This window comes from Streptomyces sp. NBC_01520 (genome assembly GCF_045040375.1).
Taxonomy (GTDB): domain Bacteria; phylum Actinomycetota; class Actinomycetes; order Streptomycetales; family Streptomycetaceae; genus Streptomyces.
Window position 1 is genome coordinate 2,425,978 of sequence record NZ_CP109404.1, and the last position, 14,893, is coordinate 2,440,870.

Annotated in this window: 14 protein-coding genes and 1 pseudogene; 11 read left to right on the forward strand and 4 right to left on the reverse strand. The window is 71.2% G+C overall.

The window, feature by feature from the left end; all coding sequences use genetic code 11:
* Positions 1–3 precede the first annotated feature (3 nt).
* A pseudogene (locus tag OG524_RS11060) lies at positions 4–492 on the forward strand (MMPL family transporter); the annotation flags it as partial.
* 114 nt (positions 493–606) lie between these two features.
* Here the strand turns inward: OG524_RS11060 and OG524_RS11065 are convergent.
* The gene (locus OG524_RS11065) at positions 607–1,275 is read right to left on the reverse strand and encodes a pirin family protein (RefSeq protein ID WP_405393239.1); all 669 of its coding nucleotides are present in this window, start codon (positions 1,273–1,275) and stop codon (positions 607–609) included.
* 82 nt (positions 1,276–1,357) lie between these two features.
* Here OG524_RS11065 and OG524_RS11070 point away from each other — a divergent pair, with 82 nt between their 5' ends.
* The 5 genes from OG524_RS11070 to fabF all read left to right on the forward strand — a co-directional run bounded on the left by OG524_RS11070 (position 1,358) and on the right by fabF (position 6,230).
* Positions 1,358–2,557: a PucR family transcriptional regulator gene (locus OG524_RS11070; protein ID WP_405391011.1), complete on the forward strand. Its 1,200-nt coding sequence runs from the start codon at positions 1,358–1,360 to the stop codon at positions 2,555–2,557.
* 89 nt (positions 2,558–2,646) lie between these two features.
* Positions 2,647–3,561 carry an ACP S-malonyltransferase gene (locus tag OG524_RS11075; protein ID WP_405391010.1) on the forward strand — a complete coding sequence of 305 codons (915 nt, stop codon included), beginning with the start codon at positions 2,647–2,649 and terminating at the stop codon, positions 3,559–3,561.
* 13 nt (positions 3,562–3,574) lie between these two features.
* A complete protein-coding gene (locus tag OG524_RS11080) occupies positions 3,575–4,576 on the forward strand; it encodes a ketoacyl-ACP synthase III (RefSeq protein WP_405391009.1) in 1,002 nt (333 codons plus the stop codon).
* A 63-nt stretch (positions 4,577–4,639) separates the two neighbouring features.
* Positions 4,640–4,888 carry an acyl carrier protein gene (locus OG524_RS11085; protein WP_014045780.1) on the forward strand — a complete coding sequence of 83 codons (249 nt, stop codon included), beginning with the start codon at positions 4,640–4,642 and terminating at the stop codon, positions 4,886–4,888.
* 79 nt (positions 4,889–4,967) lie between these two features.
* Entirely contained in the window at positions 4,968–6,230 is a 1,263-nt protein-coding gene (gene fabF / locus OG524_RS11090) for a beta-ketoacyl-ACP synthase II (protein WP_405391008.1), read from the forward strand.
* Between the two features lie 96 nt (positions 6,231–6,326).
* Here the strand turns inward: fabF and OG524_RS11095 are convergent, their stop codons facing one another.
* Positions 6,327–6,821, reverse strand: a complete 495-nt coding sequence (locus OG524_RS11095) for a DUF3145 domain-containing protein (RefSeq protein WP_405391007.1) — start codon at positions 6,819–6,821, stop codon at positions 6,327–6,329.
* 359 nt (positions 6,822–7,180) lie between these two features.
* On the opposite strand from OG524_RS11095, the gene OG524_RS11100 reads away from it, so the two are divergent.
* The 3 genes from OG524_RS11100 to OG524_RS11110 all read left to right on the forward strand — a co-directional run bounded on the left by OG524_RS11100 (position 7,181) and on the right by OG524_RS11110 (position 11,162).
* Positions 7,181–8,092, forward strand: coding sequence for an SGNH/GDSL hydrolase family protein (locus tag OG524_RS11100; RefSeq protein ID WP_405391006.1), 912 nt, complete (start codon positions 7,181–7,183; stop codon positions 8,090–8,092).
* Positions 8,093–8,103: 11 nt separating this feature from the next.
* The gene (locus OG524_RS11105) at positions 8,104–9,096 is read left to right on the forward strand and encodes an aldose epimerase family protein (protein WP_405391005.1); all 993 of its coding nucleotides are present in this window, start codon (positions 8,104–8,106) and stop codon (positions 9,094–9,096) included.
* Between the two features lie 125 nt (positions 9,097–9,221).
* Positions 9,222–11,162, forward strand: a complete 1,941-nt coding sequence (locus OG524_RS11110) for a flavin monoamine oxidase family protein (RefSeq protein ID WP_405391004.1) — start codon at positions 9,222–9,224, stop codon at positions 11,160–11,162.
* Positions 11,163–11,181: 19 nt separating this feature from the next.
* On the opposite strand, the gene OG524_RS11115 is transcribed toward OG524_RS11110, so the two are convergent.
* Together OG524_RS11115 and OG524_RS11120 are read right to left on the reverse strand one after the other, a co-directional pair.
* On the reverse strand, positions 11,182–11,790 hold the full coding sequence (locus tag OG524_RS11115) for a LysE family translocator (RefSeq protein ID WP_405391003.1): 609 nt from the start codon (positions 11,788–11,790) through the stop codon (positions 11,182–11,184).
* Positions 11,791–11,803: 13 nt separating this feature from the next.
* Positions 11,804–12,586, reverse strand: coding sequence for an EI24 domain-containing protein (locus OG524_RS11120; RefSeq protein ID WP_405810032.1), 783 nt, complete (start codon positions 12,584–12,586; stop codon positions 11,804–11,806).
* Between the two features lie 111 nt (positions 12,587–12,697).
* Between OG524_RS11120 and OG524_RS11125 the strand changes: the two genes are divergently transcribed.
* Positions 12,698–13,852 carry a mandelate racemase/muconate lactonizing enzyme family protein gene (locus OG524_RS11125; protein WP_405391001.1) on the forward strand — a complete coding sequence of 385 codons (1,155 nt, stop codon included), beginning with the start codon at positions 12,698–12,700 and terminating at the stop codon, positions 13,850–13,852.
* Positions 13,849–14,868 (forward strand): zinc-binding dehydrogenase, encoded by a 1,020-nt coding sequence (locus OG524_RS11130; RefSeq protein ID WP_405391000.1) that lies wholly within the window; start codon positions 13,849–13,851, stop codon positions 14,866–14,868. The genes OG524_RS11125 and OG524_RS11130 overlap by 4 nt, the downstream gene beginning before the upstream one ends.
* Positions 14,869–14,893 lie beyond the last annotated feature (25 nt).

Consider the following 14,893-nt stretch of genomic DNA (forward strand, 5'->3'; position numbering starts at 1 on the left):
GGGGCGGCGCCCGTCCGCCCGGACGACGGCCAGGTCCTGCTGGTCCCGGTGGTGCTGAACGGCCCCGAGCTGGGGAGCAGGCGTCGTGCCGCTCCTGGAGCAGACGGCGGCGGTGGGCGCGGACCATCCGGGCCTGGTGGTGGAGGAGACTGGATCCCCCGCCATCAGCAAGGGTGTCAACGACCAGCGCGGTGAGGATCTCGCGCTCTCCGGACGCATCACCCTGCTGATCGTGTTCGGCTCGGTGGTCATGGCGGGTGTGCTGTGCCGTCGCTTCTTGCGCTGTCCTCGACAGCCGCCGCGATCGGACTGTCCGTGGTCGCTTCGCACGACCTGCCCGACGCCGGGGTCGGGATGAACCTCATCCTGCTCATCGGGTTGGCGGTCGGCGTCGACTACACGCTCTTCCACCTGAAGCGTGAGCGTGAGGAACGGGCCCGCTCGGGCTGCCGGCTCGGCTCCAAGGCAAGCTCGACGTCGGCGACCGCGGGCGCGGTCAGCTCACACGGTGGCCAGGGCACTCGGACTCGGGCCGCTGAAGCGACGCGTGTGAGGCCGTGCCGGTGGTCCGGGTCCTCCGGCACACGCACACCCGCGCCATCGCACTCACACCGTCCCGAGCTCCCACATCAGCACCTCGGCGGCTGTCAGTGCCTCCAGTTCCAGCCCCTTCGGCTCCGTGATCCGCGCCGAGTCCCCCGCCGCCAACTCCTCACCACCGACCCGCACCCCACCCCGGACGACGTGGACGTACACGCCCGCCGCGTCCGGAACCGCGCTGCGTTCACCCTCGGCCTGCCTGCGGACGTGGAGCATCGCGTGCGACTCCGGGAGGGCGTACGGCGTGGAGTCGGCGACCCCTGCGACATGGGTGTACGAGGGGTCCCCGCCGGGTGCCAGCGGGGCCAGCCACATCTGAATGAACGTCAGCGGGTGTTCGCCGTCGTTCCGTTCGACATGCCGGACCCCGGCGGCCGAGCTGAGGTGCTGGACGTCCCCCGCGCGTACGACGGTGGCGTGACCCGCCGAGTCCCGGTGGGTGAGCTCGCCCTCCACCACCCAGGTGACGATCTCGGTGTGGCTGTGCGGATGCTCGTCGAAACCGGCACCCGGGGCGAGACGCTCCTCGTTGCAGGCCAGGACCGGCCCGAAGCGCAGGTTGTCGGGGTCGTAGAAGCGCCCGAAGGAGAATGCGTGCAGCGTCTCGATGCCCGCGGAGACACCAGGGGCAGGGTCACCACCGCGGAAGCGGTCGCCGGAGCGGCGTACGTCCATCACACGTCCACGGTAGCCCCGCCCGGCAGCCCGCCCGCCCCTCCCCTCCGCGCACCTGCCCCGATAAGGCAGTCTTGTGTCCGTGCCCCGACCCGATCCTGAGCAACCCGCCTCGAACGCCGCCCACCTCCATGCCGCGACGCTGAAGCGGCTGGAGCAGTCCTCCGGCCGTCTGGCCGCCAACGCCATCGCCCGCATGGACGAGACGCTGTCGTGGTACCGGGCGATGCCACCGGAGAACCGGTCCTGGATCGGTCTGGTGGCCCAGGCCGGCATCGCCGCGTTCACCGAGTGGTTCCGGCATCCGGAGACCCCGCAGGCCATCTCCACCGATGTGTTCGGCACGGCTCCGCGCGAGCTGACCCGGGCCATCACCCTGCGGCAGACCGTCGAGATGGTGCGGACGACGATCGAGGTCATGGAATCCGCGATCGAGGAGGTGGCGGCCCCCGGCGACGAGTCGGTGCTGCGTGAGGCGCTGCTCGTCTACGCCCGCGAGATCGCCTTCGCGACCGCCCAGGTGTACGCCCAGGCCGCCGAGGCCCGCGGGGCGTGGGACGCCCGGCTGGAGTCCCTCGTCGTCAACGCGGTGCTGTCCGGCGAGGCGGACGAGGGTGCCGTGTCACGGGCCGCCGCGCTCGGCTGGAATTCCCCCGAGCACGTCTGTGTCGTCCTCGGCACCGCCCCGGACGGCGACAGCGAGCTCACCGTCGAGGCGATCCGCCGGGCGGCCAGGCACGCCAAGCTCCAGGTGCTGACCGGGGTGCTCGGTCACCGGCTCGTCGTCATCGCCGGCGGCAGCGACAATCCGCTGAACGTGGCGAAGTCCCTGATCGGCCCGTACGCCGCCGGGCCCGTCGTCGCCGGGCCCGTGGTGCCCGACCTGCTGGCCGCGACCCGGTCCGCGCAGGCCGCCGCCGCCGGGCTCAAGGCGTGCTCGGCGTGGCAGGACGCCCCGCGCCCCGTACTGTCGGACGATCTCCTTCCGGAGCGTGCGATGGCCGGAGACCCCGCCGCACGCGATCAACTGGTGGAGGAGATCTACAGACCGCTCGAAGAAGCCGGTTCGGCTCTGCTGGAGACGCTGAGTGTCTATCTGGAACAGGCGAGCAGCCTGGAGGGTGCGGCCCGGATGCTGTTCGTGCACCCCAATACGGTGCGCTACCGGCTACGACGTGTGACCGACGTCACCGGCTGGTCACCCTCCGATGTCCGCTCCGCGTTCACCCTGCGGATCGCCCTCATCCTGGGGCGCTTGGCCGCCGGGGACACTCAGTCCTAGACTTTTGTCGGACTTCAACAATTCCCCTGACGGTTCTTCGTCCCTGTCCCCACGGGCGTATGGAGCCGTCCACAAGAGAGAGTGTGAGGGTGCTCGTACTCGTCGCTCCCGGCCAAGGCGCTCAGACGCCCGGCTTCCTGACTCCCTGGCTCGAACTCCCCGGCGCCGCCGACCGCATCGCGGGCTGGTCCGACGCCATCGGGCTCGACCTTGCCCACTACGGCACGAAGGCCGACGCGGACGAGATCCGCGACACGGCGGTGGCCCAGCCGCTGCTGGTCGCCGCGGGTCTCCTGTCGGCCGCCGCCCTGGACGCCTCGCCCGGCGTCGTCGCGGGCCACAGCGTCGGTGAGATCACCGCCGCCGCGCTCGCCGGCGTCATCGACGACGAGGCCGCACTCCGTTTCGTACGCACCCGGGGGCTCGGCATGGCCGAGGCCGCCGCGGTCACCGAGACGGGTATGGCCGCGCTCCTCGGCGGCGACCCGGACGTCACGGTCGCCCACCTGGAGAAGCTGGGGCTCACCCCGGCGAACGTCAACGGCGGCGGCCAGATCGTCGCCGCCGGCACCGCGGCGCAGATCGCCGCGCTGACCGAGGACATGCCCGAGGGCGTGCGCCGGGTCGTGGCACTGAAGGTGGCGGGCGCGTTCCACACGCACCACATGGCCCCGGCCGTGGAGAAGCTGCGTACGGCGGCCGCCGGCCTGACCGTCGCAGACCCGGCCGTGACGTACGTGTCGAACGCCGACGGGAAGACGGTCGCCACCGGCGCCGAGGTCATCTCCCGGCTCGTCGGCCAGGTCGCCAACCCGGTCCGCTGGGACCTGTGCATGGAGACCTTCAAGGAGCTCGGGGTCACGGCGTTCATCGAGGCCGCCCCCGGCGGCACCCTGGTGGGGCTCGCCAAGCGCGCCCTGCCCGGTGTGAAGACCCTCGCGCTCAAGACCCCCGACGACCTCGACGCCGCCCGCGCGCTCATCTCCGAGCACGCCGGCGCCTAAGGAGCCCGAGAGCATGTCGAAGATCAAGCCCAGCAAGGGCGCCCCGTACGCACGGATCATGGGTGTCGGCGGCTACCGCCCGACCCGTGTCGTGCCCAACGAGGTGATCCTCGAGACGATCGACTCGTCCGACGAGTGGATCCGCTCCCGCTCCGGCATCGCCACCCGTCACTGGGCCTCCGACGAGGAGACCGTGTCGGCGATGTCCGTGGAGGCCGCAGGCAAGGCGATCGCCGACGCCGGGATCACTCCCGAGCAGATCGGCGGAGTGATCGTCTCCACCGTCTCGCACTTCCAGCAGACCCCTGCCATCGCGACGGACATCGCCCACAAGATCGGCGCGGGCAAGCCCGCGGCCTTCGACATCTCGGCCGGCTGCGCGGGCTTCGGCTACGGCCTCACGCTCGCCAAGGGCATGATCGTCGAGGGTTCCGCGGAGTACGTCCTCGTCATCGGCGTCGAGCGCCTGAGCGACCTCACCGATCTGTCGGACCGTGCGACGGCCTTCCTGTTCGGCGACGGTGCGGGCGCGGTCGTCGTCGGCCCCGCCAAGGAGCCGGCCATCGGCCCCACGGTGTGGGGATCCGAGGGCGACAAGTCCGGGACGATCAAGCAGACCGTGGCGTGGGACGTCTTCCACGCCGACCGGCCGGAGAAGTTCCCGGCCATCACGCAGGAGGGCCAGGCGGTCTTCCGCTGGGCCGTCTTCGAGATGGCCAAGGTCGCCCAGCAGGCACTGGAAGCGGCCGGGATCTCCCCGGAAGATCTGGATGTCTTCATTCCGCACCAGGCCAACATGCGGATCATCGACTCGATGGTGAAGACGCTCAAGCTGCCGGAGCACGTCACGGTCGCGCGTGACGTGGAAACCACCGGCAACACGTCGGCCGCCTCGATTCCGCTCGCTATGGAGCGGCTTCTGGCGACCGGTCAGGCCAAGAGCGGCGACACGGCGCTCATCATCGGCTTCGGGGCGGGTCTCGTCTACGCCGCGACGGTCGTTACCCTCCCCTAGGCACACCGGACCTTTCGGTCCGTACGCCCGAACCCCGCACAAACACATCGAAGGAGCGCCAACATGGCCGCCACTCAGGAAGAGATCGTCACCGGTCTCGCCGAGATCGTCAACGAGATCGCCGGTATCCCGGTCGAGGACGTCCAGCTGGACAAGTCCTTCACCGACGACCTGGACGTCGACTCGCTGTCCATGGTCGAGGTCGTCGTCGCCGCCGAGGAGCGCTTCGACGTCAAGATCCCCGACGAGGACGTCAAGAACCTCAAGACGGTCGGCGACGCCGCCGACTACATCCTGAAGCACCAGGGCTGATCTCAGCCCGACTCGTGTGTCGCCACCCGGCGGTGGCGCCGCTGATTCACGACCCTCTACACGTGGAGAAGATTTTCCAGTGAGCCCGACCAATCGCACCGTGGTCGTCACCGGTATCGGCGCAACCACTCCGCTGGGTGGCGACTCCGCATCGACCTGGGAAGGTCTGATGGCCGGCCGCTCCGGCGTCAAGCCCCTCGAGGGCGAACGTTTCGCCGAACTGCCTGTCCGGATCGCCGCCCTCGCGGCCGTCGACCCGGGCGACGTCCTGCCCCGCCCGCTCGCCCGCAAGCTGGACCGCTCGGCGCAGTTCGCGCTGATCGCGGCCCGCGAGGCGTGGGCCGACGCGGGTTTCACCGGCAAGGCCGGTGAGGACGAGAAGATCCGGCCCGAGCGCCTGGGATCCGTCATCGCCTCCGGTATCGGCGGCGTGATCACCCTGCTCGACCAGTACGACGTGCTGAAGGAGAAGGGCGTACGCCGCGTCTCCCCGCACACCGTTCCCATGCTCATGCCCAACGGCCCGGCGGCCAACGTCGGCCTGGAGGTCAACGCCCAGGCCGGTGTCCACACCCCGGTCTCCGCCTGCGCGTCCGGTGCCGAGGCCATCGGGTACGCCGTCGAGATGATCCGCACCGGCCGTGCCGACGTGGTCCTCGCCGGTGGCACCGAGGCGGCCATCCACCCGCTGCCGATCGCCGCGTTCGCCAACATGATGGCGATGTCCAAGAGCAACGACGAGCCCGAGAAGGCCTCGCGTCCGTACGACACGGGCCGTGACGGCTTCGTCCTCGGCGAGGGCGCCGGTGTCGTCGTCCTGGAGTCCGCGGAGCACGCCGCCGCGCGTGGCGCCCGGGTCTACTGCGAGGTGCTGGGGCAGGGGCTGTCCGCGGACTCCCACCACATCGCGCAGCCCGAGCCCACCGGGCGCGGGATCGCCGCCGCGATGCAGAATCTGCTGGACTCCACGGATCTGAAGCCGTCGGAGGTCGTGCACCTGAACGCGCACGCCACGTCCACCCCCCAGGGCGACGTGGCCGAGCTCAAGGCACTGCGCAAGATCCTGGGCGACGACCTGGACCACGTCGCGATCTCCGCCACGAAGTCGATGACCGGTCACCTGCTGGGTGGCGCGGGCGGCATCGAGACCGTGGCGACGGTTCTGGCGCTGCACAACCGGCTGGCGCCGCCGACGATCAACATCGACAACCTCGACGAGGCGGTGGAGGCGAACATCGTGCGCGACAAGCCGCAGCCGCTGCCCGAGGGGCCGATCGCCGCGATCAACAACTCGTTCGGTTTCGGCGGCCACAACGTGGTGCTGGCTTTCCGGTCGGTCTGACCCCGGCGCACCCGTGATACGCCCGTGAGGCCCGCTCCCCGTTCCGGGAGGCGGGCCTCACGCGTGGTGCGTGCGGACCTGTGGTGGGCAGGCGGGTCACACGACCTGGTGGAGCCACCGGACGGGCGCGCCCTCGCCGGCGTGCCGGAAGGACTCCAGCTCGTCGTCCCAGGGCTTGCCCAGGAGCTTGGCGACCTCGGCCTCCAGGTCGGTCTCGCCGCGCACGGAGCGCGCCAGCGCGGCCCGCAGCCGGTCCTCGGGGATCAGGATGTCGCCGTGCATGCCGGTGACCGCGTGGAAGATGCCGAGGCCGGGCGTGGAGCTGTAGCGCTCACCCTCCGCCGTCGGGCAAGGCTCGGCGGTCACCTCGAAGCGCAGCAGGTCCCAGCCGCGGAGTGCGGAGGCGAGCTGCGACGCGGTGCCGACGCGGCCCTCCCAGGAGAATTCGGACCGCCAGGTGTTGGGCGCGGCCGGCTGCCTGATCCAGTCCAGCTGGACCCGCACCCCGAGGACGTTCGCCACGGCCCATTCGATGTGCGGGCACAGCGCGCGCGGTGCGGAATGGACGTACAGGACTCCACGTGTCGTCACCGGGACCTCCAGTGTGGGACGAGGTTCGCCTTCCCCAGCGGCCTTGTGCCCGTACGGCCTCTTTCCGGCCGGCTCCCGAGGTTGTCATCAGTAAACAGCATCGGGAGTTAATCTCCTGAAAAGGGACAGTATGTGACGTGAGGTAATTTACCGGAGCCGCCCGTTCGTCGGGTGGGCGGACAACCGTCACTGGTTCGACGGGGAAAAGCTACCGTGCGCCGGGGCCGGGTGTGTGACGTACCGTCGGTCCCGGGCCCATGATTCGCTCAGCATTCACCCGCGAGGGCGCGCGGGCCCGCCACCTGGGCTGTCGGGGTGTGCCAGGGGCACAATCACCTGTGTGACCGGAAGGAACAGGGATGCCTGAGCGTTCGTCGCGCCGTCGTGTCCGCACTGCCGCGGCCACGGTGACGGCGGCCGTGTGCGCCGGCGCCGCCCTGCTGGCGGGCTGCACGGGCGGACCGGACGGGACCACGGGGAGCGCCGCCGCGCCACGGAGCCCCTCCCCCTCGACCCCCGTGTGGGACGCGAGCCCGGCCTCCGTGGCGGCCGTCGGCGACTCCATCACCCGGGGCTTCGACGCCTGCTCGGTGCTGGCGGACTGCCCGGAGGTGTCGTGGGCGACGGGCACCGACGTCGGGGTCCGCAGTCTCGCGGTGCGGCTCCTCGGGGCGTCGAAGGTGGCCTCGCACAGCTGGAACCACGCCGTGTCGGGCGCCCGGATCGCACAGCTGCCCGAGCAGATGGCGCTGGCCGGCAAGGAGAAGCCGGAGCTGGTCACGGTGATGATCGGCGCGAACGACGCCTGCCGTGACTCCGTGGACCTCATGACCCCGGTGGCGGACTTCGAGGCGGCCTTCGAGGCGTCGATGCGGCAGCTGCGCGGCACGGCGCCGAAGGCCCAGGTGTACGTGTCGAGCGTGCCGGACCTGAAGCGGCTCTGGTCGACCGGGCGCGAGAACCCGCTGGGCAGGCAGATCTGGAAGCTGGGGATCTGCGGGTCGATGCTGGGGGACGCGGACGACATGGGCGCGGCGGCCGTGGAGCGGCGGAACACGGTGCGGGAGCGGGTCGTCGCGTACAACGGGGTCCTGCGTGACGTGTGCGCCCGGGACCGACGCTGCCGTTACGACGGCGGGGCGGTGTTCGACTACCCGTTCACCGGTGAGCAGCTCAGCCGGTGGGACTGGTTCCACCCGGGGCTGGACGGCCAGGCACGGCTGGCGGAAATCGCTTACCGCACTGTCACGGCGGCCGGACCGCCCGCGTAAAGTTCTTGATCATGACGACGGGTACAGCGGTACACAGCGAAGACTTCTCCCCGCTCGCGGACGGCACCGCCGTGCGGCGCTGGACCCTGGAGCGCGACGGGACGCGGGTGCGCGTGCTGACGTACGGCGCCGTGGTGCAGTCGGTCGAGGTGCCCGGCCGGGACGGCAGCCGGACCGGTGTGGCCCTCGGGCTGCCGGACACCGCGGGGTACGAGACGTACGCGGGACCGTATTTCGGTGCCCTGGTCGGGCGGTACGCGAACCGGATCGGCGGGAGTTCGTTCGTCCTCGACGGGCGGACGCACCGGGTGACGCCCAACGAGGGCCGCAACCATGTGCACGGCGGGACGCGGGGCTTCGACAAGCGGGTGTGGGACGCCGAGGAGGTGCCGGACGGGGTGCGGCTCTCACTGGTGGCCGAGGACGGCGAGGAGGGGTTCCCGGGGCGGCTGGAGGTCTCGGTGTCGTACACCCTGGACGCGGGCGGGGCGCTGCGGATCGGCTACCGGGCGACGACGGACGCGCCGACGGTGCTGAATCTGACGAATCACACCTACTGGAACCTGGCGGGTGCGGACAGCGGGAGCGCGCTCGGGCACGAACTGCGGCTCGCGGCGGGGCGGATCACGCCGTCGGACGCGGAGGCCATTCCGACGGGTGAGTTCGCGCCGGTGGACGGGACCCGGTTCGACTTCCGGGAGCCGAAGCCCGTGGGCGCCGGCTACGACACCAACTACGTGCTCGACGGGAGCGGTGACGGTCCCGTGGCGGAGCTGTACGACGCGGCCTCCGGGCGGGTGCTGACGGTCACGACGACGGAACCGGGGCTGCAGCTGTACACGGCCGACCACTTCGACGGACGGCCGTTCGCGCCGTGCGGCGGGATCGCGCTGGAGACGCAGCACTTCCCCGACTCGCCGAACCGCCCGGAGTTCCCGAGCACGGTACTGCGGCCGGGCGAGGAGTTCGTGTCCACGACCGTGTACGGGTTCTCGGTGCGCTGACGCCCAACTCCCGCCGCACCGACCGGTGTCAACACAGACGGACCAAGATCACCGGCGGGTGAAACGTGCCCTCCGGGGCGCGTCCGTGAGGGCGTCGGGCGGTGTGGCACAGCAAGGTGATCATCATGACCTCACCAGCTGATGAATCGTCTTCCTCCCTGCCCTCCCGCCGGTCCCTGATCGCGGGCGCCACGGCGGGTGCCGCGGCCCTCGCCGTGGCCGCCGCCCCGTCCGCGGGCGCGGTGCCCCGGGCCGCCGCCGTGGCGCCCGGAGCGGCCCCGGCCGCCGCGCCGGGTTCCGACTGGGATGCCTGCCTCACCGTCGCCCGCGCCATCCTCGTACGCGACGCGAACGACCGGGACCTGGTGCCCGGTTACCGCGAGGTCCTGCTGGGCAAAGGGCTGCCCCGGACCCGTGCCGCGCGCAAGAAGGTGCTGGTCGTGGGCGCGGGGCCGGCCGGGCTCGCCGCGGCGCGGCTGCTCCACGAGGCCGGGCACACCGTCACCGTGATCGAGGCCAACGGCAACAGGGTCGGCGGCCGCATCAAGACCTTCCGGGCCGGTGGCCACGAGAAGTCGGACCCGCCCTTCGCGGACCCGAAGCAGTACGCCGAGGCCGGCGCGATGCGCATCCCGGACAGCCACCCGCTGGTCACCGGGCTGATGGACGGCTACGAGCTGAAGCGCCGCCGCTTCCACCTGGTCGACGTGGACGGCGAGGGGCGCCCCGCCAACCGCACCTGGATCCATGTCAACGGCGTCCGGGTCCGCCGCGCCGACTACGCCGGGAAGCCTCAGGCGGTCAACCGCTCCTTCGGCGTGCCCGCGGCCTACGAGAACACGCCCGCCTCGCAGATCGTCCGGGACGCGTTCGCCCCCGTGCGCAAGGAGATCGAGGGCAAGGAGGGGACCGCGCTGGTCGAGGGCTGGGCGACGGTCCTCCAGCGGTACGGGCACTGGTCGATGTACCGCTACCTGACCGAGGCCGCCAAGCTCGACGAGCGGACCGTCGACCTCATCGGCACCGTCGAGAACATGACCTCGCGGCTCCACCTGGCCTTCCTGCACAGCTTCATCGGGGCCTCGCTGATCAGCCCGGCCACCTCCTTCTTCGAGCTGCCCGACGGCACCGCCACGCTGGTCGACGCGATGTACGCGCAGGTCGAGGACCTGGTGCACCTGGACCGCCGGGCCACCCGGATCAGCCGCACCGAGGACGGGGTCACCGTCGAGACGGTCTCCGAGGGCCGGGGCGGTCCCGTCGTCCGGGAGACGTTCACCGGCGACCGGGCCATCATCACCGTCCCGTTCTCCGGGCTGCGGCACATCCCGGTCACGCCCGCGCTCTCGTACGGCAAGCGCCGTGCGATCACCGAGATCCACTACGACACCGCGACCAAGGTGCTGCTCGAATTCAGCCGCCGTTGGTGGGAGTTCGACGAGGCGGACTGGAAGCGGGAGCTGGAGGCGGTGCGCCCCGGCCTGTACGAGGCCTACCGGGTGGGCAAGGCCCCGGCCGACGGTTCGCTGCTGGGCGCGCACCCCTCGGTGCCGCGCGGCCACATCCCGCCGAACCAGCGGGTGCACTACGCGGCCTGCCGGGCCACCGCCCGTGACCAGCCCGAGGCGGCGCACGTCATCGGCGGCGGCTCGGTGACCGACAACGCCAACCGGTTCGTCTACCAGCCCTCGCACCCGGTCGAGGGCAGCGAGGGCGGGGTCCTCCTCGCCTCGTACAGCTGGGCCGACGACGCCCTGAAGTGGGACTCGCTGGAGGAGGACGAGCGCTACCCGCGCACCCTGGGCGGTGTCCAGGACGTGTACGGGCAGCGGATCGAGGTGTTCTACACGGGGGTGGGCCGCACCCAGTCCTGGATGCGCGACCCGTACGCGTACGGCGAGGCGTCCGTGCTCCTGCCGGGCCAGCACACCGAGCTGTTCCCCGACGTCCGCACCCCGGAGGGGACGCTGCACTTCGCCGGCTGCCACACGTCGGTCAAGCCGGCCTGGATCGAGGGCGCGCTGGAGTCCGCCGTCCGGACCGCGCTGGAGGTGCACGGGGGCTGACGGGCCCGGCGGGCCCGGCTCAGCGGGCGAGGCCCAGGGTGACGCCGAGACCCACCAGGACCGAGCCGATGGCCCGGTTGAGGACCCTCTGCCTGCGCAGCATCGCGGTGCGCAGGTGGGAGTGGGAGAAGAAGAGCGCCACCAGGCCGAACCAGCCGAAGTGGGCCAGGGACATGAACAGTCCGTAGCCCGCCTGCTGCCAGAGGGCCGTGTCCGGCCCGACGACCTGGGTGAAGGTGGACACGACGAAGAGGGTGGTCTTGGGGTTCAGCGCGTTGGTCAGGAAGCCGGTGCGCAGGGCCCCGAGCCTGCTCAGCTCGGGCTTGGAGCCGAGGTCGACGTCGAGGTCGGCGCGGGCGAGGAACGTGCGTACGCCGATGTGGACGAGGTAGCACGCGCCGGCCAGCTTGATGGCGGTGAACAGCGCGGTGGACGAGGCGATCAGCAGACCGACGCCGAGCATGGTGTACGTGACGTGGACGAGGACGCCCGCCGCGACACCGACGGCCGCGACGAGTCCGGTCGTACGGCCGTAGAGGTAGCTGTTGCGGACGATCATCGCGAAGTCGGCGCCCGGGCTGATGACCGCGAGCACGGTGATGAGCGCGACGGCGAGGAGTTCGGTCACGGCAGGCCCCTCCTCAGCCCTTGTTGAGGGTGTACGGCGAGGCGGCCGGATCCGCGGCCGGGGGCGCCGTGAGGTCGCGGACCAGCAGGGTGGCGCCGGCGACGGCTCCCGGCATCAGGAACACGGCGACGAAGGGCACGAGGAAGGAGAGGACGAGCGGGACGCCGAAGCCGAGGACCATCATGCGGCGGCCGCGCAGCAGGACGAGCCGGTCCTTGAGGACCATGCCCCTGCGCTGGAGGGCGACGGCGGTGAGCTCCTCGGCGAGGAAGTATCCGGAGACGCAGAAGCCGATCGCGGGGACGGCCGTCTGCCCGAGGACGGGGACGAATCCGAGGGCGAAGAGCAGCACCCCGTACAGCGCGACGCGCAGCAGGATACGGACGGAGTCGCGGGCGGAGATCCACAGCTCCTGCCAGAGGGGCAGGCCCGACTCGGGGACCTCGCCGCCCTCGGCGCGGTCGACCTCCTCGGAGAGCGACTCGTAGAACGGCTGGCCGACCAGCAGGGTGACCGCGGTGAAGGTGATCACCGAGAGGAACAGCCCGAGGACGAAGACGAGGACGACCAGGGTGTTGCGCAGGAGTCCCACCCAGAGCGAGGACCAGTCGTCGGCGAACGGGGTGGCCCAGGCGACGAAGTCGTCGGCGCCGTAACCGAGTCCGACGAGCGCGCCCGCGTATACGACCAGGGTGATCAGTCCGGGCAGCAGGCCGAAGCCGAACCACCGGCCGTGCCCGAAGGCCCAGCGCTGTCCCTTGATCAAGTAACCGAAACCCGCCCCGAGATCACTCATGGCGTCAGCGTACTTGCGCGAACCATTGACACTGCCCCTGGCCCGTCATTACCGTCACGCCAGAATTTCGAACGAGTGACGAAATGCCGAACACGTCGAGAGGCAACACCCGTGCGCATCACCGGAATCAGCACGCATGTCGTCGGAACGCCGTGGCGCAACCTCACCTATGTACAGGTTCATACCGATGAGGGGCTTACCGGGGTCGGCGAGACCCGGATGCTCGGCCGGACGGACGCGCTGGTCGGCTATCTGCGGGAGGCCGCCGCCAACCACGTCACGGGCTCCGACCCGTTCGCGGTGGAGGATCTCGTGCGGCGCATGAAGTACGGCGACTACGGGCGGGCCGGGGAGATCGTGATGTCCGGCATCGCGGTCGTCGAGATGGCCTGCTGGGACATCAAGGGCAAGGCACTCGGCGTGCCGGTCTGGCAGTTGCTCGGCGGGAAGGTGACCGACCGGGTCAAGGCGTACGCCAACGGCTGGTACACCACCGAGCGCACCCCGGAGGCGTACCACAAGGCGGCACAGGCGGTCGTGGAGCGCGGATACCGGGCGCTGAAGATCGACCCCTTCGGTACGGGGCACTTCGAGCTGGGCCAGGAGGAGACCCGGTACGCGGTGTCCCTCATCGAGGCCGTACGGGACGCCATCGGGCCCGACACCGAGCTGATGCTGGAGATGCACGGGCGGTTCAGCCCGTCGACGGCTGTGCGGATCGCCCGCGAGATGGCGCCCTTCAGGCCCGCGTGGCTGGAGGAGCCGGTGCCGCCGGAGAACCTCAAGGCGCTGAGCAAGGTGGCGGAGAAGGTTGACCTGCCGATCGCGACGGGTGAACGCATTCACGACCGGATCGAGTTCCGTGAGCTCTTCGAGTCGCAGGCCGCCGACATCATCCAGCCGGACGTCGGCCACATCGGCGGCATCCTGGAGGCCCGCAAGCTCGCGGCGACTGCGGAGACCCACTACACACTGATCGCGCCGCACAACGTGGGCGGTTCCGTCCTGACTGCGGCCAGCCTCCAACTCGCAGGCTGCACACCCAACTTCAAGATCCTCGAACACTTCAACGACTTCGCGGACGCCGACATCAAGAAGGTCGTCAAGGGCGCACCGCAGGTCGATCCCGCCACCGGCTGCTTCGAGCTCTCCGACGCCCCGGGGCTCGGCGTGGAGCTGGACGTGGACGCCGCGGCCGAATTCCCGCAGCAACAGGCGCGGTTCGACCTGTGGGCGGACGGCTGGGAGAAGAGGCAGCCCAAGTGAGCTCCCTTTCACGCTCGTTGACCGTCGAGCGGCCGGGCAGCCACCGGCTGACCGAGGGTCCGGTCCCCGAGCCGGGCCCCGGCGAGGTCCGGGTGCGGGTCGCCGCGGCCGGGATCTGCATGAGCGACCGCGAGGTGTACGACGGCCACCGCGACCCGGCCTATGTGCGCTATCCGGTGGTGCCCGGTCATGAGTGGTCGGGGACCGTCGACGCCGTGGGCGAGGGTGTCGGTCCCGAACTGGTCGGCCGACGCACGGTCGCCGAGGGCTTCCGTGCCTGCGGGCGCTGCGAACGGTGCCGGTACGGGGAGACCTCCCTGTGCACGGCGGGGTACGACGAGACGGGCTTCACCCGGCCCGGAGCCTTCGCCGACCATGTGGTGGTGCCGGCCCGGCTGCTGCACCTGCTGCCCGACGACGCCGATCTGCGGGCCGCGGCCCTGCTGGAGCCCGCCGCGGTGATCGCGGCGGCGGTGCGGGCCGGGGCGCCGGAGCCCGGCGAGCGGATCGCCGTGCTGGGAGCGGGGACGCTGGGGCTGCTCGCGGTCCAGCTGCTGGCCGCGGTGTCGCCGGCGGAGCTGACGGTGATCGACCCCCGGGCGGAACGGGCCTCGCTGGCCCTGGACTTCGGCGCGGGCGAGGCCCGCAGCCCGAAGGAGGCCGAGGAGGTGCGCGGCCGGTACGACCTGGTCGTGGAGACCGCAGGAGCACCGTCCACCGCGGCGGACGCGTGCCTGCTGGCGCGGCGCGGCGGACGGGTGGTGCTCACCGGGATGTTCACCCCGGGTGCCCTGGGGATCGATCCGGTGCATCTGTCGCTGAGCCAGCTCACCGTACGGAGCGTCTTCGGGGCTCCGTCGTCCGCGTGGTCGTACGCGGTGCGCGCGTTCGCGGCCGGGCTGCTCGATCCGGCGCCGCTGATCACCCATGAGTTCCCGCTGGAGCGGTTCGCCGAGGCGGTGGCGCTGGTCGGCGCCGGGGGGCCGGAGACCGGGAAGGTGCTGCTGCGCCCGTGACGGGTCCGCCCTGAGAACGCCCGCA

Excerpts from the sequence above, each read along its gene's own strand:
- OG524_RS11065 (WP_405393239.1), bottom strand. The coding sequence starts at position 1,275 with ATGGACGTACGCCGCTCCGGCGACCGCTTCCGCGGTGGTGACCCTGCC.
- OG524_RS11080 (WP_405391009.1), top strand. The coding sequence starts at position 3,575 with ATGTCGAAGATCAAGCCCAGCAAGGGCGCCCCGTACGCACGGATCATG.
- OG524_RS11085 (WP_014045780.1), top strand. The coding sequence starts at position 4,640 with ATGGCCGCCACTCAGGAAGAGATCGTCACCGGTCTCGCCGAGATCGTC.
- OG524_RS11100 (WP_405391006.1), top strand. The coding sequence starts at position 7,181 with ATGCCTGAGCGTTCGTCGCGCCGTCGTGTCCGCACTGCCGCGGCCACG.
- OG524_RS11105 (WP_405391005.1), top strand. The coding sequence starts at position 8,104 with ATGACGACGGGTACAGCGGTACACAGCGAAGACTTCTCCCCGCTCGCG.
- OG524_RS11110 (WP_405391004.1), top strand. The coding sequence starts at position 9,222 with ATGACCTCACCAGCTGATGAATCGTCTTCCTCCCTGCCCTCCCGCCGG.
- OG524_RS11120 (WP_405810032.1), bottom strand. The coding sequence starts at position 12,586 with ATGAGTGATCTCGGGGCGGGTTTCGGTTACTTGATCAAGGGACAGCGC.